We start from the raw sequence: 22,677 nt of genomic DNA, 5'->3' as shown, positions 1-22,677 counted from the left end.
CGTGTGGTCCTTTCGTTTGAATCGCCGGTCGAGGTCGTTGAATCAAGTGTTGCGCATAGACGGCTAACCTGTTTGTCCGATTCAGTTTTTAGCTCGAAACAACACACCGCCGCGGAAGTTGGCCGAAGCACCTCAGCATCGTCATTCTAGGGCGGAGCAAGGAGCGCAGCGACGCGCGCAGACCCTGGAATCCATGCCGCGACCTCGCGCGAGGGATGCAGCGAAGCAGAATTCTGGACCGTAGCAACGCCTAAAAGTCACGGAATGGATCCTCAGGTCTGCGCGCGTCGCTTCGCTCCTTGCTCCGCCCGTGGATGACGACGGGACGGACGATTCGGCCAATTGTCGAAGTGCCCGCCAGCCAACACCCTAGTGCACCGCCGCGTACATGATCTTCTCCTCCGTCGCCTCCGCCGGCGAGAACTCCTCGACGATGCGGCCCTGGCGGCAGACCAGGATGCGGTCGGACAGGTTCATGATCTCCGGCAGGTAGGACGAGATGACGACGACGGCGAGGCCCTCGTCGGCCAGCCGGTTGATGATCTGGTGGATCTCGGCGATGGCGCCGACATCGACGCCGCGGGTCGGCTCGTCGAGGATGACGATGCGCGGCTGCTGCACCAGCCCCTTGCCGATCACCACCTTCTGCTGGTTGCCGCCGGAAAGCTCGACCACGCGGGCATTGTCGTTGATCGCCTTGATGTTGAGCGTCTTGGTCCATTCGGCCGAGAGCTGCCGCATCTCCTGCTGGTTGATCACCCAGGCTTTCTCGCGACCGGCGGCGAGCAGCCCGCCGAACAGGTTCTCGGCGATGCCCATAGTCTCGAAGATGCCTTCGCTTTTGCGGTCTTCGGTGACGTAGACGATGCCGTCGGCCACCGCCTCGCTCGGCACGAGGTAGCGCACCGGCTTGTCGTCCAATTCAATCGCACCACCGCGCAAAAAGTCGCGCTTGTAGATGCCCGACACGATCTTGAAGGTCTCGGTGCGTCCCGAGCCGATCAGCCCGAACACGCCGGTGATCTGGCTCTCGAAGATCGAGAAGGAATTGTTGCGCACGATGTTGCTCATCGAGATGTCCTGCACGGACAGCACCTTCTTGCCTGCCTTGCGCAATTTCGCCTCATCGCGCTGGCGGTAGATCTGCCCCGACAGGGAGCGGCCGACCATGGCGGCGACGATCTTGTCGCGGTCGAAGGCCGATGTCTCGTCGGTGACCACCAGCTCGCCGTCGCGCAGGATGGTGATGCGGTCGGCGATCATCAGCGCTTCTTCCAGCGCATGGCTGATGAAGACGATCGACACGCCGCGCGCCTTCAGCCGGCGGATCAGCGCGAAGAAATGGCGCTTCTCCTCAGGCGTCAGCGTCGCCGTCGGTTCGTCGAAGATGATGATCTCGGCATTGTGGTGGACGGCGCGCGCGATCTCCACCATCTGCCGCTTGGCCGCGCCAAGCGTCGCCACCATCGCGTTCGGGTCCACGGGAAAATTCAGCGACTGCAGGAATTGCTGCGCCGAGATGTAGGTGCCGCGCAGCCGGTTGAGGAATTTCTCGGTGCCGAGATAGAGGTTCTGCGCCACCGTCATCGACGGCACCAGGCTGGTCTCCTGGAACACCATGGCAATGCCGGCTTCCAGCGCGGCATGCGGCGAGGCGTAAGCGATCTCTTGCCCCTTGTGGAACATCTTGCCCGAAGTGGCGTCGACGACGCCGGCGATGATCTTGGTCAGCGTCGACTTGCCGGCGCCGTTCTCGCCGAGCAGCGCGTGGATCTCGCCTTTCCTCAGATCGAAGCTGACGTTCTTCACCGCCGGGACGCCGCGATAGGTTTTCGTCACGTCCTCCAGGCGCACGATCGGTTCCATCAGAAACCTCCCGAAGCGAGGTCGACGGCAAGCACGCAATCGCCGCCTTTCGAGGCGATGAACAGGCGGCCGTCCTGTTCCGCAACGCTGCAGATGCCGTGGCGCGTGCCGTCGGCGCGGCTGTGCAGGCTGAATTGCGGCTGCAGGGTCCGGTCGAGCTTCACGACGAGCCCGTAGGAGCGGCTGGGCGACCACGGCTTGTGGATACCCATGGTGCGGATGCCGCCGCATTGCAGCGGCTCGAGAAAGCTGCGGTTGGAGGCCAGCGCCGGCGCGATCCAGCAGGCCGGCGGCACCTGGTCGATCATATCCTGGCGATAATGCGTTTCCTGCAGCACGAATTCGATCAGCCGGTTGCGCGGCGCGAACAAGCTCAGCCACGCCCCGCCGTCGCCAGATGGCGACAGGCGAGCGGGATAGCCGGGCAGATGCGTCAGCGCCATGGTGCGGTTGCCGGTCTTGCTGAAGCGCACCAGTTGATGGCGCCAGCTCTCGCTGATCACCACATCGCCGCCGGTGGGATATAGTCCGTAAGGGAAAGCAATATCGCCGGCCACCTTGCGAAACGCTCCCCCCACCGTTCGCGCCCACAACGACCCGGACGCGCCCTTCTTCATCAGGTCGGCCGCCCATTGCGACGGCAGACACTGTGCCGAACCATTGGCCAGCCAAAGCGTACCATCATCGGCATAGGCAAGCGCGGTGATGCAACGGATTTCGGCCGGCAGCGAAACCTCCTTGCCGGCGATGAGCAGCTTGCCGCTCTCCAGCCCGGCCGTCAGTTCGCCCGCTGGTGACAGCGCCAGCGCGGTAACGGGGGATTGAAAGGTCTCGACCACGACGGACTCAGAACCGGCCGCAACCGCCAGGACAGTGTTGCCGCTGGATGCGAGCAGCCGCTCGTCGGCGACCAGCAGATTGTCCGGTTCGGTCAGCTCGGCGAAGGCCGGCGCATCATCCAGCCGCGTATTCGGGCGAAAAGCTCCGTCGAGCGGCGGGATGGTCACCGCCTTGCCGCGAAACATGTCCAGGATCGGATCGAGGATCATGGCTTTGCTCCCCAATAGGAAGCCGGGCTGGTCCAGTTGGGGTCGGCGCCCGCAATCCTGTAGCGGCCGATGCGGTTGTTGAGGATACCGCCAACGAACAGAAAACCCTTGTGCTCACGCATCGAGGTGACCATTGGATGCGCACCGCCAGTGAGGTCGCCCATCGCATCGACGATGCCGCCCTTCTCGTTGAACTTCACCACCCCGCCGGTGTTGATGTTGGGGAACAGCCACTCGTCCTGCGGCAGGCGGCGCGTCATGCGCTTACGCATGTCGGGGTGGCGCAGCGACAGGTCGAAGCTCGGCGTGCGCATGCCGAGCCAGGCCATCCAGTAATTACCGTCGGAAGCGCGGTTGATGTTGTCGGGGTAGCCCGGCATGTCGCGGATAACGCATTCGGCCGTACCGGCCTTCGGTCCTTCCAGCCAATAGCGATGCACGCGGCAGGCCCAGCTTTCGGCGAAGAACAGCGACTTGCCGTCATGCGCCATGCAAACGCCGTTGGTGTAGCGGTAGCCGTCGAGCAGCGTCTTGGTGGAACCGTCCTTCGGGTCGTAGACCAGAAGGCGGCCCGTGGCGCGGTTCTCGATCGAGTCCAGCGCCCAATCATGGGCGTCATAGCGCTTCGTCGAATCCGTGAAATAGATGCGGCCGTCGGGCGCGATGTCGCAATCGTTGGGATCGCGCAGCCGCGCATCGTCGACGATCGAGGTCCAGGAGCGCGCCGTCTCGGCCGACAGGCGCTTCACGTCCCGCTCCGGCGAGACCGAATAGAGCCCCATGGCGCCGACGCAGCTGATCAGATTGCCCGATCTGTCGAAGGCCAGCCCCAGCGGGAAGCCGCCTATGTGGGCAAACACTTCCGACTTCACATAATCAGGCGCGAAGAAGCGGACGATCTCGCCATGGCGCGTACCGCAATAGAGATGGTCATCGCGGTCGAGGATCACGTCCTCGGGCCCTTCCAGCTCGCCGAGCCCAATATGATCCGCCACCGAAAGCCGATTGTCTAGCTCGTAGGACGTGCCGGAACCTGGCGCGGCCGATTGCGTCTCACCCATCCTGAGGTAGACCGGCGCAACATAGACCTCGTTCAGCACCTTGTGGCGGTTCTTCAGCCAGCGGATGTCGATGGTGACGGCGACCGCGAGCAGGATGCCGAGCACCATCTGGTTGGTGCCGGTGCCATAGCCCAGGCGGATCAGGCCGTTGGTCATGGTAAGCACGATGATGGCGCCCATCAGGCCCTTGACCACCGAGCCGCGTCCGCCGCCCAGGCTGACGCCGCCGACCACCGCCGCCGTCAGCGCCATGATCTCGAGATTGAGGCCGGTGCCCGGCCCCGCTCCGCTCAACCGGCAGGCGATGAGAAAGCCGCCGATCGAGGCGCAGAAGCCGGAGAAAACATAGGTCATGAAGACGGTGCGGCGCACCCGGATGCCGGCATTGTGCGCCGAGCGCCGGGAGCCACCCACGGCCAGCACATGCCAGCCGGGGCGCGATCGCGTCAACGCGATATGCGTGACGATGGCGAGGACGATTGCTAGCCAGACCGAGATCGACAGGCCCCAGAACGTGCCGTCGCCGATGAAGTCGAGCACATCGGAACTTGCCTGGGAAAGCTGCACGTCGGCGGCATAGGTGGTGACGAGGATGTCGAACAGCGCCCGCCCGAAAATGAAGGTGACCAGCGTGGTGAGGAAGGCGCGCAGCCTCAGATACCCGACCAGGTAGCCGTTGATGGCGCCGAAGACGAGCCCCGTGCAGAGTGCCGCGGCCAAGGCCAGCCAGATCGACTGTTCGAGGATGAAGAAGACGTAGACGGCGGAGAAACAGGACAGCGCGAAGATCGAGCCGACCGCAAGATCGATGCCGCCACCCAGCATCACCACGGTCATGCCGATGACCACAAGCGAGAACTCGCCCAGCTGGCGGGTCGATTCCTGCAGCGAGGTGAGCTTGAAGAAGCCCGGAATGATCGAGCCGAACACGCCAAGCGTCGCCACCAGCGCCAGGAAAGGAATGGCGTTGTCGGTCCAGCGCTTGGTCAGGATCTCGCCGACCAGATGGTCGGGCACGAGATTGTAGCGCCAGGCCTGGAGGCGTTCACGAAAATTCATCGGCTGCTGCTGTCATCAATGGGAAAGAGGTGGCCGGAACAATCCGGCCACCTTGTGGATGCGTTCTGGCGGCGCGGCTTATTTCGCCGCCGCTTCGGCCTGCAGCGCCTTCAGGTCCCAGCAGCTGTCGGGCTTGAGGTCGGCCTTGGTCGTCGCCTTCTCCAGCGTGTAGATGTAGGTGTGCGAGGTGCCGGCCGGCTGGCCGCTCTGCAGCAGGAACTTGATGATGGCGTTCATGTCGCCCGACTGTCGGGCAAGATCCGTCATCACCACGGCGCCGTAGGTGCCGTCTTCCAACTTGTCGCAATCGGCCGCCTTCTCGCCGCCGCCGGTGGTGACGAGGAACACCTTGCCGTCGAGCTTGGCGTCGCGGATCGCGGCCGAGGCGCCGGTGGCGTCGCCGTCCCAGAAGTCGATGATCGAGCAGATGTCCGGGTGCTGCTGCAGCATCGTCGTCGTCACGTTGCGCGAGGTGGTCGCGTCCCAGTTCGAGTCGGGCTTTGCCACCACCTGGAAGTCGGGATGCTTCTCCAGCACCTTCATGATGCCGGCATACTGGTAGAGGCTCGAGGAGTTTGCCTGGTCGCCCTGCACCAGCCCGATCTTCTTGGAGGAATTCTCGCCGCAGCCCTTGATCGCCGCTTCGGCTTCGAGCTGGCCGAGCTTGTCCCAGTCGCTGCCGACGAAGGCGTCGGCCGGGAAGTTCGCCGGATTGTCGACCAGCAGCACATAGGTGCCGGCGGCCTGCGCCTTCTTCATCAACTTCGAATAGGAGTTGAGGTCGGGTGCATGGATGATGAGCACGTCAGGCCGCGTGTCTGAAGCGATGGCGTCGGTGATCGCCTGCGCGCCGGCATCGACGACCCAGTTCGGGTCACGGGTCTCGAACGTGCCGCCCCAGGCCTCGACTTCCTTCTTCAGATAGTGCGCCCAGCCCTGCGCCAGGTCGAAGCCCATCGCCAGCGGCACCAGCATGACACGCTTGCCGTTGAGCGACTTGGCATAGGCGGCGGGGCCCGGATCGTCGGCGGCGAAGCTCGGCGCCGCGAAGGCGGTAACGGCGAGCGCCGTGGCGGCGGCCATCAATGTTCTGAGTAGTTTCATGTCACATCCTCTGGTTCGGTTTTCATTGCCGGCCGATCGTCGCGATCGCTCCGGGTACCCCGAGAGCAAGATGGGCTAGCCCCTCTGCTCTAAATGTCGCCTTGTTGCGCGGTCTGTTCGTCGCGCGGATTGATGATGCCGTCGACGATGATGGCCCCGAGCAGGATCGCCGCCTTGATCAGGTTCTGGTAGAGCAGTGGAATGTCGATGATGGTCATGGCGTTGAGCAGGATGCCGATCAGCGCCGCTCCCACCAGCACGTTGCGCACTCCGCCCCTGCCGCCCGAAAGGCCGATGCCGCCGATCACCGCCACCAGGACAATGTCGTAGAGCAGCGTCGAATTGACGATGCGGGTGTTGATCGAATGCAGGCTGGCCGCCGTCAGCAGGCCTGCGATCAGGGCCACGAAAGCCGACAGCACATAGCGCAGCACCAGCATAGGCCGCACCGGAACGCCGATGTTGCGGGCGGCGACCGGATTGTCGCCCGCGAAATAGATGAAGCGGCCCCATTTGGTGTAGCGCAGGAACAGGAAGACCAGGAAGGCCAGCCCGGCGAAGACGAACACCTCGACCGGAATATCGAGGAAGCGGACGCCGCCGAGCAGCTCGACCCAATGTCCGCCGGGCACCGGCACGGCATCCTGGGTGATCAATTGCGAGCGCACATAGCCGAACACGAAGGAGCCGGTGGCCAAAGTGACGAAGATCGCCGGCACGTCGGCATAGGCGACGAGAAAGCCGTTGAGCAGGCCGATGGCTAAAACGCCCGCCAGCACATACACGAAGGCGAGCCCGTCCGAGGTTCCGGTGTTGAGCAGTTGCAAATACCAGGCGACCGACATCGCCATGATCGCCACCGCCGACAGGTCGATGCCGCGGCCGATGATGACGACCGCCATGCCGAGCGCCAGTATGCCGAGCACCGAGACCGAGCGGACGATGGCCACCAGATTGTCGGCGGTCAGGAACCCGGGCAGGCCCAGCGCAGCGGCGGCGAACAGCAGGATGGCGATGGCAAAGACGATGCCTTCCTGATTAAGGCGCCTCCAGTTCGGCCAGCCGATCGCATTCATCGCTTGTGTCTTTCGCCCCGATGGCAAGGCCGTGTCGGCTCCCATCCCGCCCGAAAGCTAATCGGCTCAACAGTGGCTCGTCAAATGAATCCGCGCTCAAGAACCGCGCCTCTCCAACTATTTTCCAAATGGACGCATCGATTGCCGAAACTGGCGCAATAGCCGGAAACTCTTTGGCTTTTTGGCAATCCGTTGCATCAATCGCGCGGCCGGAGGAAGAGCAGTTCGAAGGTGGCGGGCCGACGCGATTTAAGTCCGAAAAATGCGACCGGCGCGAGCTCAATTGTTCGTCGAATGGCCTGAAACCTCGGTTCCGGCCTTGGCCGGCAGGACTAGGCAAACATCGCCGTGACGCTGGTCCAGTCCAGAGCTTATCCAACAAACTTCCGTGTCGCCGTTTCGCCTGTTATGGATGAGCCGCGGGGTGGCCGAGGAAAACGCATGAAGCCGATTTATATCGACTACCTCAATGCTCTCGACATCGAAGCCCTTGCCATGTCCGACGCCGAGATCGTCGGCGCCGTGGAAGCCGGGCTCGTCGCGCAGGGCAACGGCCGGACCGTTATCGAGCCGCGCGTCCATCTCGAGCCCGACCCGTCCTTCCACGGCCACTTCAACGTGCTGCGCGGCTATGTGGCGCCGCTCGACGCCGCCGGCGTGAAGATCGTCGGCGATTATGTCGACAACTACAGGCACGGCCTGCCGTCGGAATTCGGCATCCTCAATCTTTTCGATCCGCGCACCGGCATGCCGCGCGCCATCCTCGACGCCACCGTCATCACCGACATGCGCACCGGCGCGGTCACCGCCATCGGCGCCAAGCATCTGGCGAAGAAGTCGTCCAAGGTGCTCGGCCATATCGGCGCGCGCGGCACCGCCTATTGGAATGTGCGCCTGCTCGATCATCTCTTCGACTTCGACGAGATCCGCGTCCATTCGCGCCGGCCGGAAAGCCGCGACGCCTTCGCCGCGAAGCTGGCCGCCGACCTCGGCAAGCCGGTCCTGGCCGTGGCTGACTGGAAAAGCTGCGTCGAAGGCGCGGATATCGTGGTCGAGGCCTCGCGGCTGCCGCAGCCGCAGCCGCTGCTCAAGACCGAATGGATCAAGCGGGGCGCGCTGGTCGTGCCCTACGGCACGATGAGCGCGGTCGAGCTGTCGCTCACCGACATCATGCAAAAGATCGTCGTCGACGACTGGGGGCAGTGCAAGGGCGGCAAGTTCGGCTCGCTGCGCGCCCATGTCGAGACGGGACGGCTGAGCGAGGCGACGCTGCACGCCGAGCTCGGCCAGATCGCCGCCGGCCTGAAAGCCGGCCGGCAAAGCGATGGCGAGACGATCCTGTTCTGGCATCGTGGCCTCTCGCTCTCCGACATCGCGCTCGGCAAGGCGATGCTCGCCAAGGCCGGCGAAAACGGCATCGGCCAGAGGCTGCGCTTCGCATGAGCCCGCTCGTTCTCACCGGCGCCGGCGTCAGCATCGAGGATGTGGTTGCCGCCGCGCGCAATGCCTGCAAGGTCGAGGTCACGCCGGCAGTCGTCGAAAAGCTCAACAAGGCTCGCCAGGTTCTCGATGCCGCCGCGGCCGGCGGCCAGCAGATTTACGGGCTGAACACCGGGCTCGGCGCCAATCTCGTCACGGCCGTCGAAGGCGACGCCGGCGCCTTCCAGCGCCAGTTGATCGAAGGCCGCAGCGCCGCCGTCGGCGAGGCCCTGCCGGTGCCGGCGGTGCGGGCGGCGATGTTCGCCCGCATTGCAATGCTGGCGTCCGGCGGCTCTGGCCTGTCGCCGCGTGTATTCACGGCGCTGGTCGAGGCGCTCAATGCCGGCGTGCATCCGGTGATGCCGCCGCTGGGCTCGATCGGCGCCGGCGACCTCCTGCTGATGGCGGCGATCGCCAGGGTGCTGATCGGCGAAGGCGAAGCGGAGTACCAGGGCCGCCGCATGCCTGCCGCCAAGGCGCTGATGATGGCGCGGCTTGCGCCCGTCACGCTTTCGGCGAAGGATGGCCTCTCCCTGATCAACGCCTCGGCGGTTTCGGCCGGCACCGGGGCGCTGGCGCTGACCGATGCACTGTCGGCGCTCGAACAGCAACAGCAGGCCGGCGCGCTGACGATGGAAGGTATTGGCGCCAACCGCACCATCCTCGATCCGCGCCAGCACCAGGCACGCCCGGGCGCCTGCCAGCAGCTTGCGGCGAAGGCGCTGCGCGACCTGCTGGCGCGCGATGAAGCGCCGGTGCCGACCACGATCCAGGATCCGCTGTCGATCCGCTGCATGCCCTCGATCCATGGCGCGCTGATCCAGGCGATCGACCATGCGCGGCTGGCGGTCGAGATCGAGCTCAATGCCGCCGCCGACAATCCGCTGGTGCTTGCCGAGGATGAGCTGGTCATGTCGACCGGCAACTTCCACACCGCGTCGCTGGCGCTCGCCTTCGAGACGCTTGGCCTGGCGATCGCGCAATGCGCGGCAGCGTCAGCCGCGCGCTTCATCCAGCTCACCGGCTCGACCCGCCACGGCCTGCCGAAATACCTCTCGCCGATCGGCGGCGCCTCGGCGGGCTTCGTCCCGCTGCAGAAGACGGTGACGGCGATCCTGGCCGCTATCCGTCATAAGGCCAATCCCGTGATGCTCGATTTCCTGCCGGTGTCCGAAGGCGTCGAGGATCACGCGACGCAGACGCCGCTCGCTGTCGCCAAATGCGCCGAGATGATCGTGCTGTGGCGGCGGCTGATTACCTTCGAGCTGATGGCGGCGGCGCAGGCGGTCGATTTGCGCGAGGGCATAACGCTCGCGCCGGCCACCGGCGCGATCCACGCGGCGGTGCGCTCGCATGTGGCCACGCTCAAGGAAGACAGACCGCTCGGCATTGATTCCGAAGCGCTCTATGCCGTCCTCGCCAGCGGAATCTGGCAAGGTTCACCAGCTACAGGCTGAAGCTTTCGACTCTTGGATCAGGCCTTTGCGTCCACCTTCTTCATGAAGAGGGTGAGCTCGTCCGGATCCATATGCACGATATGCCTGTCTTCCGGATAGGCGCCGCTGTTGACGTCGGCGACATATTCCGAAAACGCTGCGATGCGCTCCGCCTGCAGCCGGTCGTATTCGGCGGCGAAGTTGCGGTAGACTTTCGAATGGCGCGGCATGTGACCGCGATTGGTGCCGAGGATATCCTCGGCGAACAGATATTGCGCATCGCAGCCCGTGCCCGCGCCCATCGACAGCATGATCAGCGATGTGCGCTCGGAGATCGCCTTCGCCACCTCCACCGGCACCACTTCGATCTCGGCGCCGATCGCGCCGGCGGCTTCCAACTGCTTGACCGCCTCGAACACCTGCATGGCGGTATCCGCGGTCTTGCCGACCGCCTTGAAGCCGCCGGTCCAGGTCGCGCGCGACGGGATCAGGCCTACATGGCCGATCACCGGGATGGCGTCGTCGGCCATGCGCTTGATCGTGGCGTAGCCGGCGCTGCAATAGACCGCGTCGGCGCCGGCCTTGTAGAGCCGGAACGACCAGCGCACGAAATCGTCTGTGGTGCCGATCTCGAAGAAATTGTCACCCGGCATGGTGAAGAGGCTGGGCGCGGCATCGCGATATTGCGGATTGAGCACCAGTTCCGGCGGCACCGAGACGATATCTACCCCTGCCCGCTCGGCGGCCTCGGCCTCCTCCAGCGTCAGCACGCGCAGCATGGTCAATTGCCGCTTGCCTTTCATGGCGCGCAGATCGGCGACGGTCGGTCTCTTTCGGCTCATCGGTACATCCTGTTTTATCTGACGGCTTTCAGCCGATATCGATCATCACCTTACCGGCCTCGACCTTGACCCGATAGGTCTTGAGGTCGACGCAGACCGGCGCGCCCTTGGCCTGGCCGGTCTTGTAGTTGAAGCGGCCATTGTGCTTGGGGCATTCGATAATGTCGTCCATCACCAGCCCGGCTGCCAGATGGGCCTTTTCATGGGTGCAGAACCCGTCGGTCGCGAAGAACGCGTCGTCCGGCGAGCGGTAGATCGCGAAAGTGCGGCCGCCATGGTCGAAGCGGATCACATCCTCCTCGTCCACGTCGTCGACCGCGCATGCTTCGACCCACTCCGCCATTGTCTGTCTCCAACTTGTCTATGCTGCGCCTATTCGGCCGCTGCGGCTGTTATGTCGAGATCGTGGAACTCGCCGCGATAAGGCTTGGCCGTCGGCGGCAATTCGCGCTTGAGATAATAGTCCTCGTATTTCAGTTGCCTGAGCAGCACCGGCCAGACCTCGCGATAGGCGTGCCACATCGACGGGTTCGGCACCGGCAGATCGTGCTTGATCAGCTCATGCAGCTTCGGCAGCGCGTGGTAGGGCACCATCGGGAACATGTGATGCTCCACATGGTAGTTCATGTTCCAGTAGATGAACCGGCTGACCGGGTTCATGTAGACGGTGCGGGTGTTCAGCCGATGGTCGGTGACGTTGTCGGCGAGCCCGATATGCTGCAGCAAGCCGGTCGTCACCATGTGCCAGGTGCCGTAGAGGCGCGGCAGGCCGATCAGCACCAGCGGTATCCATGACCTAAGCGCGATCGCGACAGCGATCGTCGCAACATAGACCGCCATATGCCAGCGCGCCGCGATCACCGCTTTGTGCTGCTCCATCTCCGGGATGTAGCTCTTCTCGTCGTCCGACAATGTGCCAAAGGCCTGGCGCACCAGCGTCGGCAGCGAATAACGGAAATCGAGGATGCCGGTGAAGGCCAACGCCGCCTTGATGAGATCCGGCGGCCGCATCACCGCGATCTCCGCGTCGCGGCCGACGATGATGGTGTCGGTGTGATGGCGCGCATGGCTCCAGCGCCACTGCACTGGATTGCGCATCAGCATGAACGAAGCGATGTGGTAGACGACGTCGTTCATCCTGCGCGTGCGGAAAGCGGTGCCGTGGCCGCATTCGTGCCAGCGCGAGTCGCTCGAGGAGCCGTAGAGCACGCCATAGACGAACAGAAACGGCGCGACCCACCAGCTGCCCCAGAACCAGACGATGCCGGCGGCAGAACCCAGAATCGCGGCGATCCAGATGATGGTGTCGCGGATCGCCGGCCCGTCGGAGCGCTGCATCAATTCCTTCATGGTCTTGCGCGCCACGTCGGTGTGGTACCACTCTGCCGAGGCAAGTCCGGTCTCGATCGCCGTACGCGTGCTTTCGCCGACAAGGCTGTAGTCGCGCTTTTTCGCCATGGTCAAATCGGCCTCCAATCAAATCCGGTCCGCCGGCCGGAGGGCTTGCTATGGATAATTGTCGCGCTCATGCCCTGCCCGCCAGTCTTGGGAAATTGCCGGAGGGCTCAGGATAATCCTGCTCGGGCTGGCGGGCGATGGCCGCGATCCTGCGTTCAGCACCAGCAATCGCCTCCTTGCCGTCGAGGACGCGGAACACCGCGTCATAGGCGCGGGTCTCGCCATGCTCCAGCCAGATCATCTCGCCACGCTCGCGGGCGGCAAGATTGCCGAGCACATGGTGCGTCGAGGGCTCGATGCCAAGCGCATACTGCCCGGCCTGGAAATTCTGCCATTCGTAACAGCAAGGCAACTGGTCCTTGCGGGTGACGACCTCGAAGCCGAGGCCGAGGCGGTCGTTGACGACAGCCACCGGTGCCTCGCCCGTGGCGTTGGCGCCTAGCTCATGCTGCCAGACCTGCTCGCTGAAGCCGAGCTGTGGCTCAGGCATGGTGCGGTAGCCGACCTTCTGCGCCTCGTAGCGCTCGCCTTCATGCGCGGCCCAGACGACGTCGCGGATCGGCGCCAGGTAGCGCGAGCCTTCGTCGAGCAGCGGATGCCCGACATTGACGTGGTAGAAATACATATGCGGCGTGCGGTGGAAGCCGTGATTGACGACGCGGTCCGAGAGCCGGATCTCGTCGCCGCCGACATCGGCCTCGATGCGGCGGATGAGATGCATATCCTCGCCGAACACACTCGCCTGCTGGACGATCCCTTCCGCCCACAAAACGCAGCGGTCGCCGTCCCAGCTTTCGCCATAGCCGGTGAGCCGCGCGGGGATGGTGCCGATGCGCCCGTGCAGCGAATGCGTCACCGTCTTGCGTCCAGGATAATTGTAGTTTTCGGCCGGCACCTCGCTGCGGCCGAGAATGTGGTCGAGGCCGCAGGTGACCAGCAGGCCGGAGAAGGACCGCCCCCAGGCAAAGCCGTCCTCGCCTTCATAATCGTGCAGGCCCGGATTGCGAAAGCCGCTCGGCGAATGCCAGCCGATCGCCTGGCCCTTGTATTCGCAATCGGCGATGTCGAGCGCGCGGTCGACCAGCGCCGTGAAGCGCAGACCAGAGCCGGTGCGGAATTCGAGCATGCGGATGCCGCGCTCGACGCCGTCGCCAAGCGTCATCAGCCGCACCCCGGCGAATTGCGACAGCATGCCGGAGCGTTCGGCGACCTGCCGGCGCGAAAGCGTCTGGCCGTAGAGCTTCACCATGCCGTCACTGCGCCCTTTTCATCAGGGCCGACAGGTCGGCGCCGGTTATCAGGCTTTCCACCGTCAGAAGATCGGTGTCGGCGACCGTCTGCTCGGCGACGATCTCGCCGCGGCGCATGACGATGATGCGGTCGGCAACCTCGAACACATGGTGGATGTTGTGGGTGATCAAGAGCACCGAATGCCCGGCCTCGCGCATCTCTTTGACGAAGCGCAGCACGCCATGCGTTTCCTCGACGCCGAGATTGTTGGTCGGCTCGTCGAGGATGATAACCTTGGCGGCGAACTGCATGGCGCGCGAGATCGCGATCGACTGCCGCTCGCCGCCGGAAAGCGTCGAGACCAACGCGTCGGCGTCGAGCTTCTTCGAGATGCCGACGCGCTTCAGCAGCGCCGAGGCAGCATTGCGCAGCTTGGCGAGGTCGAGCGGCGCCAAGACGCCCAGCCATTTGAGATTGACCGGCTCGCGGCCGAGGAACAGGTTGCGCGCGATGCTGAGGTCGGGTGCCAGCGAGGTGTCCTGGTGGATGGTCTCGATGCCGAGGTCCATCGCTTCGCGCGTCGAGCGGATCGAGACCTTCTCGCCGCGCACATAAATGTCGCCGCGATCGATCGGGAAAACGCCCGAGATCGCCTTGATCAGCGTCGATTTGCCGGCGCCGTTGTCGCCGAGCAGCGCCACCACCTCGCCTTCCTTGAGCGTCAGCGAGGCGCTCTTCAGCGCGCGCACGCTGCCGAAGGATTTTTGCAGATTCTGCAGCCGGAGCACTTCCTGCATCATCGTCAGCTCCTTGCGGCGTTTTTCTGCAGCAGTGCGTGCAGGATGAGCATGGCGAGGATAATGACGCCGACGAAGATGTTGTAGGCCAGCCCGGGCACGCCGACGAGCACGATGCCGTTGCGGATCGCGCGCAGCATCAGCGCGCCGACGATGGTGCCGAGGATGGTGCCGCGGCCGCCGGTCAGCGCCGTGCCGCCGACCACGACCATGGCGATCACTTCGAGCTCATAGCCCGTGCCGGCGACAGGCGAGGCCGCCGAGATGCGGAAAGCGCTGATCATGCCGGCAAGCCCGGCGAGCACCGAGGTCAGGATAAACAGCCAGATCTTGACCGCGTCAGCCGGCACGCCGCGCGCCACCGCCGCGTTGCGGTTGGAGCCGATGGCGCTGATCCAGTTGCCGAGCTTGGCGTAGCGCAGCACGTAGACCGCAAGTAGCGAGAGGCCGATGAACCACCAGAGCGAGGTGTAGAAGCGGAACGAACCAACATTGAAGCTGCCGGCGAGCAGCGTGACGAAAAAACCGGGCTGATCCCATGACTTCAGCGGAAAGCCCTGGGTGATGTAGAGCGCCGCGCCCCGCACGATCAAAAGCATCGACAGCGTCACCAGGAAGGACGAGATGCCGATCTTGGTGACGATCACGCCGTTGATCGCGCCGATGACGATGCACAGCAAAAGCCCGGCGAGCAGCGCCACGCCGATGTCGACGCCTGCGTTCTGCACCAACAGCATCACCACCACCGGCGCCAGGCCGAACACCGCGCCGACCGACAGGTCGAACTCACCGGCCGTGAGCAGCAGCGTCATGCCGAGCGCGATGATGCCGAGCTCCGGCAGGAACGCCATCATGTTGGAGATGTTGAGCGGCGACAGGAAATTGCTGTCGGCGACGCCGAACACCACGAGAAGCACGATGAGAATGACGAAAGACGAGAATTGCGGCGAGCGCATCAGCCTCGACCTGCTCCTTGCCCCTCGTGCGCTATCTTCCGCAGTGACTGCCATGACCTGTTGAACCATGCTTGTTGCGTGGCGCCCGCCGCTCACGCGGCGGGCGCCAGTTCCTCACTTCTTGTCGTAGAGCTTCAGGATTGGCTCGACGCTGGAGGCGTCGTAGAGGCCGAATGTGTGGATGTCGTAGCCGATCGGCTCGCCCGAGGCCGCAAGCCCGAGCAGCGCGACCGGCATGAACCCTTGCGCCGAGGGATATTGCCACGCGGCGGCGTTGACGAAGCCGTCCTTGACCGCCTGCGCCGTCTCCTTGGAATTGCCCCAGCCGACAACCGGGATCTTGCCGGCCGGAATGCCGGCCCCGTCGAACACGCGCTTGACGCTTGCCGCCACGGAATCGCCGAGCGCGATGATCGCCGGCGGATTGTTGGCGACCATGTAGTCGGTCATCTTGGCGATGATGCCGGCCGGATCGGTGCCGCAGTCGACCACGTCATACTTGATGCCGAGCGGATCGAAGACGCTGGCGATGCCTTCCGTCTCGAGCTGCTGGTAGCTGGCGCCGGGCACCTCGACCGGCAGGAACACCTTGTCGCCCTGCTTCACCATCTTGTGGTCGACGAGATACTTCGCCCAGATGGCGCCGGCTTCCTTGAGGTCGGCGCCGACATAGGCCTGACGGCCGGTCGCCGGGTCGTCCGTGTTGAAGAACACGATCGGGATGCCGGCAGCCTTAGCGGCCTTCACTTCCTCGGTCCACAGCCCGGGCTGCGCTGACGTCGTGGCGATGCCGTCCGGCTTGGCGGCCAGCGCCGAATTGAAGGCCTCTTTCTGCGCCGCCATGTCGCCGCCGCTGAAGGAGATCTTACAGGTCACCTTGAGCTGGTCGCAGGCCTTGGTGGCGCCGGCGTTCCAGTCGATCCAGAACGCGTCGGACGGGCCGCCATGCGACAAGAGATAGAATGTCTTTTGGCCATCCGCGGCATGCGCGACCGAGCCGAACGCAACGCTGGCGAATACGGTCGCCGCGGCGACCAGCTTCAATCCAAACTTCAACATCTCGTTTCCTCCTATCTTGCAAATGCAGGCGCCGCTCCGGAACGGGCGGCGCTCTGCGGTCTCACAGACCGTTGGCCCGCAGCTTCCCGTCGAGGAACTTCTTGGCGCGCGGCACATCGTCCTCCGATAGATGCTCGATGATCATCGGGATGTTCGGATGCTTCTCGGCCAGACGCTGGAGGTAGAGGTCGTAGTTCAGCGAGCCGAGGCCCGGCGCCGGAAGCTCGATTTCGCCGACACCGCGGAAGGTGTGGCTTTCCATCGCGTCGGCGTCGCCGATATCGGCATGTTTCTCGGACTTGTCGTCGCCCGAGCGTTTCACGTCCTTGGCGTGCGCTATTCTGATCTTGTCGGTCAGCGTGTCGAAGACCTGGTTGAGGATCTGGTCCATCCTGTCGATGTTGTGGGTCTCGAAATAGTTGGTCGGGTCCATCAGCAGGCCAAGGCCGGGATGGTCGACCTGCGCGAACATCTTGACCGTCTCCTCGACCGAGCCGACGACATTGTTGACATAGGTTTCGAGCAGGAACACCGCGCCGTGGTCGTAAGCCGTCTGTGCAAGGTCGGCGATCACCTTGCGGCACTCCTCGAAGCCTTCCTCGGTCTTGTTCTTCGGGTGATGCACCCAGTCGGACTCGGTGTTGTAGGTGCCGGTCTCCGAGATCACGTAAGGCGAGCCGAAATGCCAGGCGTTGCGGATGATCTCCTTGAGATAGCCGACGCGCTTCTCGCGCTCCGCCTTGTCCGGGTGGATGATGTTGGTATAGCCCGACACGCAGCAGACTGGCAGGTTATGGTCGCGGAAGGTGTCGCGCACCTTCTTCGCCTTGTCCTTGGTGATCTGGCCGGCCGACAGGTCGACATCCTTGAAATGCAGATCGAGCTGCACCGTGTTGAAACCGAGGCCGCGGATCTTTTGCGCCGTCTCCTCGAGGCCATACGGGAAATAACCCGTGAAAATGCCTGCCTGCATCATGGTGTGAATTCCTCCCTGTAAGCGATTCAGTTGCCAGTGATTTCAGTTGCCAATGATTTCAGTTGATTGCGTTGATTCAGTTTGTCGGGATTTCGGAGAGCTTGACCGTGCGGCCCATTGCCATCGAGCGGTAGCCTGCCTCGACTAGCGCCATGGTCTTGACGTTATCGGCGACGGAGAGCGCCGGTGGCGTGCCGGTCTTCACGGCGTGCTGCAGCTGCTCCATCACGCCGATGAAGGCATGCGGGAACCACATCGTTTCCCAGCTCGGGCTCACCCATTCGCCGCCGGTCGTCTCGGCAGAAGCGTAGGTCAGCGTCGAGGCGGCACCGGTCGGCCAGCCGATCGTGCCCTTGGCGACTCCCTTGGTGCCGTCGACGCGCCAGTTGATGTGCTGGTCGTCCTTGTAGCCGTCCTGGCGGGGACCGGACCAGACGTCCTCCAGCGAGACGGCAAGCACGCCCGACGGGAAGCGCAGCGTCGACACGGTGATGCCATCGGAGTGGTCGAACTGGGTGCGCGGATCCCTGCGCGTCAGCGTCGTGATCTCGTCAGGATCGCCGAACAGGAAACGCAACACGTCGAGATGGTGCACGCTCATATTGGCGAGCGTCAGCCGGTCGTAGCCCTGAAGGAAGGTCTGCCAGTGCGGGATGGCGTGCATGTCGATCTGCGCGAAGACGATGTCGCCGAGCGCGCCACTGTCGATGATCTGCTTCAACACGCGCATCGACTGGTCGTAGCGCATGTTCTGGTTGACCGAGAGGATCTTGCCGGCCTTCGCCGCCTCGTCGCGCAGCTTGACGGCTTCCTCGACCGACAGCGCCAGGGGCTTCTGCGCCAGGATCGCCTTGATATGCTTCTGCTTCAGCGCGTGCCGGATCAGCGCCGGCTGCTGGTCCGGAGGAAAGGCCAGGTCGATGATGTCGACGTCGGTATCCTCGATCAGCTGTTCCGGCGTGTCGTGAACGGTCGGGATGTCCCAGCGGGCGGCGACCTTCTCAGCATTCGCCTTGGTGCGCGAGGCGATCGCCACCACCGGAAAGCCTGCTTCCTTGTAAGCCGCCAGATGGCACTCGGCCATGATCATGCCTGCGCCGACGCAGCCGATCTTGTACTCCCTGGTGCGAACCTTGACGTCCGGCTCGAAGCCTTTTTCTGCCATTTCTTCCTCCCGAAATTCTCTACTCGCGGCAGCCGTCACAGCGCGCCTCCGTCCTGGCCGAAATAATGCACTCTGGCCGGCTCGCAGGATATCGCCACCATCGCATCCGGCCTGATATCGGGCTGGCCGCGCAGCAACGCCCTGAGCCGTGCTTGCCCCGCCGCTAAAGTCACCACGGTGTAGCCGCCGAGCGGCTCGACCTCGAACACCCGCGCCGGGCGGCCCGAGCCTTCTTCCGCCGTCCCGTTGTCCGACCAGGGCCGGACCTTGAGGTCCTCCGGCCGCAGCCCGATCTCGATCGCCTCGGCCGGCGCCTTGGCATCGTTGATGCGTATTGCCCCTTCCGCCGCCTCGATCCGGCTTGCGCCGCGCACCGACGGCAGGATGTTCATCATCGGCGAGCCGAGCATGCGCGCCACATAGGCGCTTGCCGGCCGATCGTAGATCTCGGTCGGCGCGCCGATCTGCCGGATGCGACCATTTTCCAGGATCGCCATGCGGTCGGCGACCGACATCGCCTCCTCCTGGTCATGCGTGACGTAGATCAGCGTCTTGCCTAGCTCGCGCTGGATGCGCTTCAGCTCGACGCGCGTCTCCTCGCGCAGTCGCGCATCGAGCGCCGAGATCGGATCGTCCATCAGATAGGCTGCCGGGTCGCGCACCAAAGCGCGCGCGATCGCCACGCGCTGCCGCTCGCCGCCGGAAAGCTGCGCCGGCGGCTTGTGCAGGATGTGGCCGATGTGGAGTTTTGCCGCGACGTCGGCCAGCCGCTTCTCTATCTCGGCCTCGGCCACCTTCCGCTCGACCAGCGGAAAGCGGACATTATCGCGCGCGCTCATATGCGGGAACAGCGCCAAGTTCTGGAACACCATGGCGACGTTGCGTTTCGCGGGCGACACGCTGTTGACCGGCTTGCCGCCGATCAGGATCTCGCCCTGATCCGGCACTTCCAGGCCGAGCACAAGGCGCAGGATCGTCGACTTGCCCGACAGCGGCGGCCCGAAGAAGCAGAAGAACTCGTTGTCGTTGACGGTGAAGGAAGCATCATCGACGGCAAGCGTGGCGCCGTAGCGTTTCGTGACGTTGCGGAAAACGATATCGGCCATGGCTCAGCCCGCCTTCACTGCGAGGCCGGTCGCGGCGTCGAAGACACGTACCGACGAGGCCGGCGGCGCGACGACCGCCGTCTGTCCGATCGATAGCCCGACATCGTTCTCGAACACCGCCCTCACCGCGTTCTCGCCTTCGCCAAGATGGACGATGGTGCGGGCACCGATCCGCTCGACGAAGCTTACCGGCATCGACAGCCCGCGCTCGGCAAGCGCCACCTGCTCCGGCCGGAAGCCATAGAGCACCTCTCCTCGCGTCGCTCGCACTGGCGGCGCAATCTCATCCGGCAAGGGCGGCGTGACGCCGAGCGGTCCGAGATCGATCACCAGCCCGCGGTCGCTCTCGGCCGGCCTGCCCTTGAGCAGGTTCATGCCTGGCGCGCCGATGAAGCGGGCGACAAACACATTGGCCGGATTGTTGTAGACTTCGAGCGGCGTGCCGACCTGCTGCAGCACGCCGTGATCCATCACCGCGATGCGATCGGCCATGGTCATGGCTTCGAGCTGGTCATGCGTGACATAGACCATCGTCTGCCTGAACTGACGCTGCAGCTGCTTGAGTTCGGTGCGCATCACGGCGCGGAAGGCGGCGTCGACATTGGAGAGCGGCTCGTCGAGCAGGAAGATCGCCGGCTCCATGATCGCCGAGCGGCCGATCGCGACGCGTTGCAGGATGTTGACGGACAGCCGGTCCGACTTGCGGTCGAGCAGTGGTGCCAACTGCAGCATCTCGGCGATGGCGCCGACGCGGCGATCGATCTCGGCCCTGGCGGCGCCGCGCATCCTCGGTCCGTAGGCGAGGTTCTGCCGAACCGTCATATGGGTGAAGATGGCGTAGTTCTGGAAGACGAAGCCGACGCCGCGCCGCCCCATCGGCACGCCGGCCATGTCGCGCTCGCCGAACAGGATCTTGCCGCTGGTCGGCTCCTCCATGCCGGCGATCATGTTCATCGTCGTCGACTTGCCGCAGCCGGACGGCCCGAGCAGCGCCATGAACTCGCCATCGGCGATGTCGAGGTCCATCGTCTTCAGCGCGGTGAAGTCGCCGAACTCCTTGACGAGGTTCTGAAGATGGATGGCGCTCATGCCGGCACCTCCCGCGCCTTCGCCATGCGCTTCATGGCGTAGACCGCGACGATCGAAAGCACGATCAGGATGGCTAAAGCGATCGCCGCCACATAGCCCCAGATCAGATCCTGCGTGGTGACCTTGTAGATGTAGACGGAGATCGTCTCGGTGGCCACGCCGGGGCCGCCGCCGGTCATGATGTAGAGCGTGTCGAAGATCTTGAAGTTCTCGATCACCCTTATCGCCAGAGCGATGATGATGATCGTCTTCATCTTCGGCAGCACGATGGTGGTGAAGCGCTGCCAGGCATTGGCGCCGAGCAGCGTCGCCGCCTTCATCTGATCCTCCGGCACGCCGACCAGGCCGGCGAGCAGGATCAGGAACATCAGCGGCGTCCACTGCCAGATGTCGGCGATCATGACCGCGATCAGCGCCAAGTTCGGATCGGAGAGCCAGGCGATCGTCACCGGCGTGCCGACGATCCTCGACAGGATGTCGTTCACCGGGCCGCCTGACTGGAACAGCATGAAAAACATGTAGCCGGCGACCGCGGGCACGACCATCATCGGCATCAGCAGGATCGAATAGAAGATGCGCTTGCCAGGAAACTCGTCGGCGAACAGCGTCGCCAGAGCCAGGCCCAGCAGGAACTCCGCCGGCACGCAGACCAGCATGACGATCGCCGTGCGCTGCAGCGCGCTCCAGAAGCGGGTGTCGGCCGCAAGGTCGGTGTAGTTGGCGAAACTGTTCCACATCTCCCAGGCGTTCCACCAGCCGGCGCCCGACAGCGGCGACCAGTCGGTGACGCTGATGTAAAGCTGCATCAAAAGCGGAAAGGCCGAGATGAACAGCACCAGGATCTGCGCCGGCAGGGTCAGGCGGAAGCCCAGCCGCGAGCCCTCGTCAGGCGTGGCGGGCTTTGTCCGCGCGCCCATCTCGTTCTCCAAAATCGTCGCCGTCACCGCGCTCATTGCTTGAGCGCTCCGAAGGTCAGCCCGCGCACCAGGTGGCGCTGGATGGCGATGCCCATGATCACCGGCGGCACCGCCGCGATCAGGCCGAGAGCGGCCTTGGCGCCGTAGAGCTGTCCAGTCATCGAGGACGACAGCGACGCCATGTAGACGGGAACCGTCACCCATTCACGCGTGGTGAGCAGCAGCGCGATGAGATAATCCGACCAGTTGAGGATGAAGACGAAGAGCGCGGCGCTCGCCAGCGGCGCGCGCATCATCGGCAGCGTGATGCGGGTGAAGACGCGCAGCCGCGAGCAGCCCTCGACGAGCGCTGCCTCCTCGATCTCGCGCAGCATGTCGTCGAAGAAGGTCTTCATCAGCCAGAAGGCGAAGGGCAGCGTGACGATGCCGTAGATCAGGGCTAGCCCCCACCATGTGTCGTTGAGGTTGAGGAACGCCCACATGATCATCACCGGGATCATGACGGCCATCGGCGGAAATAGCCTGAGCTGGATCAGCGCCAGCGGCAGGTTCTGGCCGGAACCGAAGCGCGACAGGCCGTAGGCCGCGGCGGTGCCCGCCGACATGGCGATCGCGGTCCCGAACACCGCCGAAAGCAGCGACGACAGGATCGGCTTCAGCGCCGTGTGGTCGAGCGCGACGATCAGATCGTTGTCGGATTCACCGAACACGAAGCGGAAATTGGTGAGCGTCGGCTGCTTTGGCCACCAGGTCAGGTCGGCGCCCGTCGCGGACCATTCGCCGATCGGCTTGAAGGCCATCGACACCATCCACAGGATCGGCACCAGCGTCACCGCCATCGCCGCGAGGATGGCAGCATAGCGGAATATCTCGAAAGGAACGGAACGCTTCATCTGGCTGCTTTGCTGGTGGCGTTGCTGGCGAAGGGGAGGAGCAGTCGCCCCTCCCCTCC

The 22,677-nt window shown here is 64.3% G+C and carries 20 protein-coding genes; 2 read left to right on the top strand and 18 right to left on the bottom strand.

What is annotated here, in order from left to right; translation table 11 throughout:
- Window positions 1-369: 369 nt before the first annotated feature.
- From FJ956_RS13650 to FJ956_RS13630, 5 genes are all read right to left on the bottom strand, one after another.
- Complete coding sequence (locus tag FJ956_RS13650; protein ID WP_140677158.1) at window positions 370-1,866, bottom strand: sugar ABC transporter ATP-binding protein; 1,497 nt, start codon at window positions 1,864-1,866, stop codon at window positions 370-372.
- A complete protein-coding gene (locus FJ956_RS13645; RefSeq protein WP_140677156.1) occupies window positions 1,866-2,915 on the bottom strand; it encodes a hypothetical protein in 1,050 nt (349 codons plus the stop codon). The genes FJ956_RS13650 and FJ956_RS13645 overlap by 1 nt, the downstream gene beginning before the upstream one ends.
- The gene (locus FJ956_RS13640) at window positions 2,912-5,035 is read right to left on the bottom strand and encodes an SMP-30/gluconolactonase/LRE family protein (protein ID WP_140677154.1); all 2,124 of its coding nucleotides are present in this window, start codon (window positions 5,033-5,035) and stop codon (window positions 2,912-2,914) included. Before FJ956_RS13640 ends, FJ956_RS13645 begins: the two co-directional genes overlap by 4 nt.
- Before the next feature lie 78 nt (window positions 5,036-5,113).
- The gene (locus FJ956_RS13635; RefSeq protein ID WP_140677152.1) at window positions 5,114-6,139 is read right to left on the bottom strand and encodes a sugar ABC transporter substrate-binding protein; all 1,026 of its coding nucleotides are present in this window, start codon (window positions 6,137-6,139) and stop codon (window positions 5,114-5,116) included.
- Between the two features lie 89 nt (window positions 6,140-6,228).
- On the bottom strand, window positions 6,229-7,215 hold the full coding sequence (locus FJ956_RS13630) for an ABC transporter permease (RefSeq protein WP_140640030.1): 987 nt from the start codon (window positions 7,213-7,215) through the stop codon (window positions 6,229-6,231).
- Between the two features lie 441 nt (window positions 7,216-7,656).
- On the opposite strand from FJ956_RS13630, the gene FJ956_RS13625 reads away from it, so the two are divergent.
- The gene (locus FJ956_RS13625) at window positions 7,657-8,658 is read left to right on the top strand and encodes an ornithine cyclodeaminase family protein (protein WP_140677150.1); all 1,002 of its coding nucleotides are present in this window, start codon (window positions 7,657-7,659) and stop codon (window positions 8,656-8,658) included.
- Complete coding sequence (gene hutH, locus FJ956_RS13620; protein WP_140677148.1) at window positions 8,655-10,151, top strand: histidine ammonia-lyase; 1,497 nt, start codon at window positions 8,655-8,657, stop codon at window positions 10,149-10,151. The genes FJ956_RS13625 and hutH overlap by 4 nt, the downstream gene beginning before the upstream one ends.
- Before the next feature lie 17 nt (window positions 10,152-10,168).
- On the opposite strand, the gene FJ956_RS13615 is transcribed toward hutH, so the two are convergent.
- From FJ956_RS13615 to FJ956_RS13555, 13 genes are all read right to left on the bottom strand, one after another.
- Window positions 10,169-10,972: a 3-methyl-2-oxobutanoate hydroxymethyltransferase gene (locus tag FJ956_RS13615; RefSeq protein ID WP_140677146.1), complete on the bottom strand. Its 804-nt coding sequence runs from the start codon at window positions 10,970-10,972 to the stop codon at window positions 10,169-10,171.
- 28 nt (window positions 10,973-11,000) lie between these two features.
- Window positions 11,001-11,315 (bottom strand): MocE family 2Fe-2S type ferredoxin, encoded by a 315-nt coding sequence (locus tag FJ956_RS13610; protein WP_140677144.1) that lies wholly within the window; start codon window positions 11,313-11,315, stop codon window positions 11,001-11,003.
- A gap of 29 nt (window positions 11,316-11,344) precedes the next feature.
- Entirely contained in the window at window positions 11,345-12,430 is a 1,086-nt protein-coding gene (locus tag FJ956_RS13605) for a fatty acid desaturase family protein (protein ID WP_140677232.1), read from the bottom strand.
- Window positions 12,431-12,497: 67 nt separating this feature from the next.
- Window positions 12,498-13,679 (bottom strand): aldose 1-epimerase family protein, encoded by a 1,182-nt coding sequence (locus FJ956_RS13600; RefSeq protein ID WP_140677142.1) that lies wholly within the window; start codon window positions 13,677-13,679, stop codon window positions 12,498-12,500.
- Between the two features lie 4 nt (window positions 13,680-13,683).
- On the bottom strand, window positions 13,684-14,460 hold the full coding sequence (locus FJ956_RS13595; RefSeq protein WP_140677140.1) for an ATP-binding cassette domain-containing protein: 777 nt from the start codon (window positions 14,458-14,460) through the stop codon (window positions 13,684-13,686).
- A 2-nt stretch (window positions 14,461-14,462) separates the two neighbouring features.
- The gene (locus FJ956_RS13590) at window positions 14,463-15,467 is read right to left on the bottom strand and encodes an ABC transporter permease (RefSeq protein WP_140677138.1); all 1,005 of its coding nucleotides are present in this window, start codon (window positions 15,465-15,467) and stop codon (window positions 14,463-14,465) included.
- 60 nt (window positions 15,468-15,527) lie between these two features.
- On the bottom strand, window positions 15,528-16,472 hold the full coding sequence (locus FJ956_RS13585) for a substrate-binding domain-containing protein (RefSeq protein WP_140677136.1): 945 nt from the start codon (window positions 16,470-16,472) through the stop codon (window positions 15,528-15,530).
- A 61-nt stretch (window positions 16,473-16,533) separates the two neighbouring features.
- The gene (locus FJ956_RS13580; RefSeq protein WP_140677134.1) at window positions 16,534-17,448 is read right to left on the bottom strand and encodes a sugar phosphate isomerase/epimerase; all 915 of its coding nucleotides are present in this window, start codon (window positions 17,446-17,448) and stop codon (window positions 16,534-16,536) included.
- A 76-nt stretch (window positions 17,449-17,524) separates the two neighbouring features.
- Window positions 17,525-18,613, bottom strand: coding sequence for a Gfo/Idh/MocA family oxidoreductase (locus FJ956_RS13575; RefSeq protein WP_140677132.1), 1,089 nt, complete (start codon window positions 18,611-18,613; stop codon window positions 17,525-17,527).
- A 35-nt stretch (window positions 18,614-18,648) separates the two neighbouring features.
- The gene (locus tag FJ956_RS13570) at window positions 18,649-19,719 is read right to left on the bottom strand and encodes an ABC transporter ATP-binding protein (RefSeq protein WP_140677130.1); all 1,071 of its coding nucleotides are present in this window, start codon (window positions 19,717-19,719) and stop codon (window positions 18,649-18,651) included.
- Window positions 19,720-19,722: 3 nt separating this feature from the next.
- Window positions 19,723-20,808: an ABC transporter ATP-binding protein gene (locus tag FJ956_RS13565; RefSeq protein WP_140677128.1), complete on the bottom strand. Its 1,086-nt coding sequence runs from the start codon at window positions 20,806-20,808 to the stop codon at window positions 19,723-19,725.
- The gene (locus FJ956_RS13560) at window positions 20,805-21,761 is read right to left on the bottom strand and encodes a sugar ABC transporter permease (RefSeq protein ID WP_140677126.1); all 957 of its coding nucleotides are present in this window, start codon (window positions 21,759-21,761) and stop codon (window positions 20,805-20,807) included. Before FJ956_RS13560 ends, FJ956_RS13565 begins: the two co-directional genes overlap by 4 nt.
- A complete protein-coding gene (locus FJ956_RS13555; protein ID WP_140677124.1) occupies window positions 21,758-22,618 on the bottom strand; it encodes a carbohydrate ABC transporter permease in 861 nt (286 codons plus the stop codon). The genes FJ956_RS13560 and FJ956_RS13555 overlap by 4 nt, the downstream gene beginning before the upstream one ends.
- Between the last annotated feature and the right edge of the window lie 59 nt (window positions 22,619-22,677).

Origin of the sequence: Mesorhizobium sp. B2-4-3, from assembly GCF_006442815.1 — a bacterium.
In the GTDB taxonomy this organism is placed as follows: domain Bacteria; phylum Pseudomonadota; class Alphaproteobacteria; order Rhizobiales; family Rhizobiaceae; genus Mesorhizobium.
The sequence above is the reverse complement of the archived record's forward strand: the minus strand, read 5'-3'. Positions and strand labels throughout refer to the sequence as shown.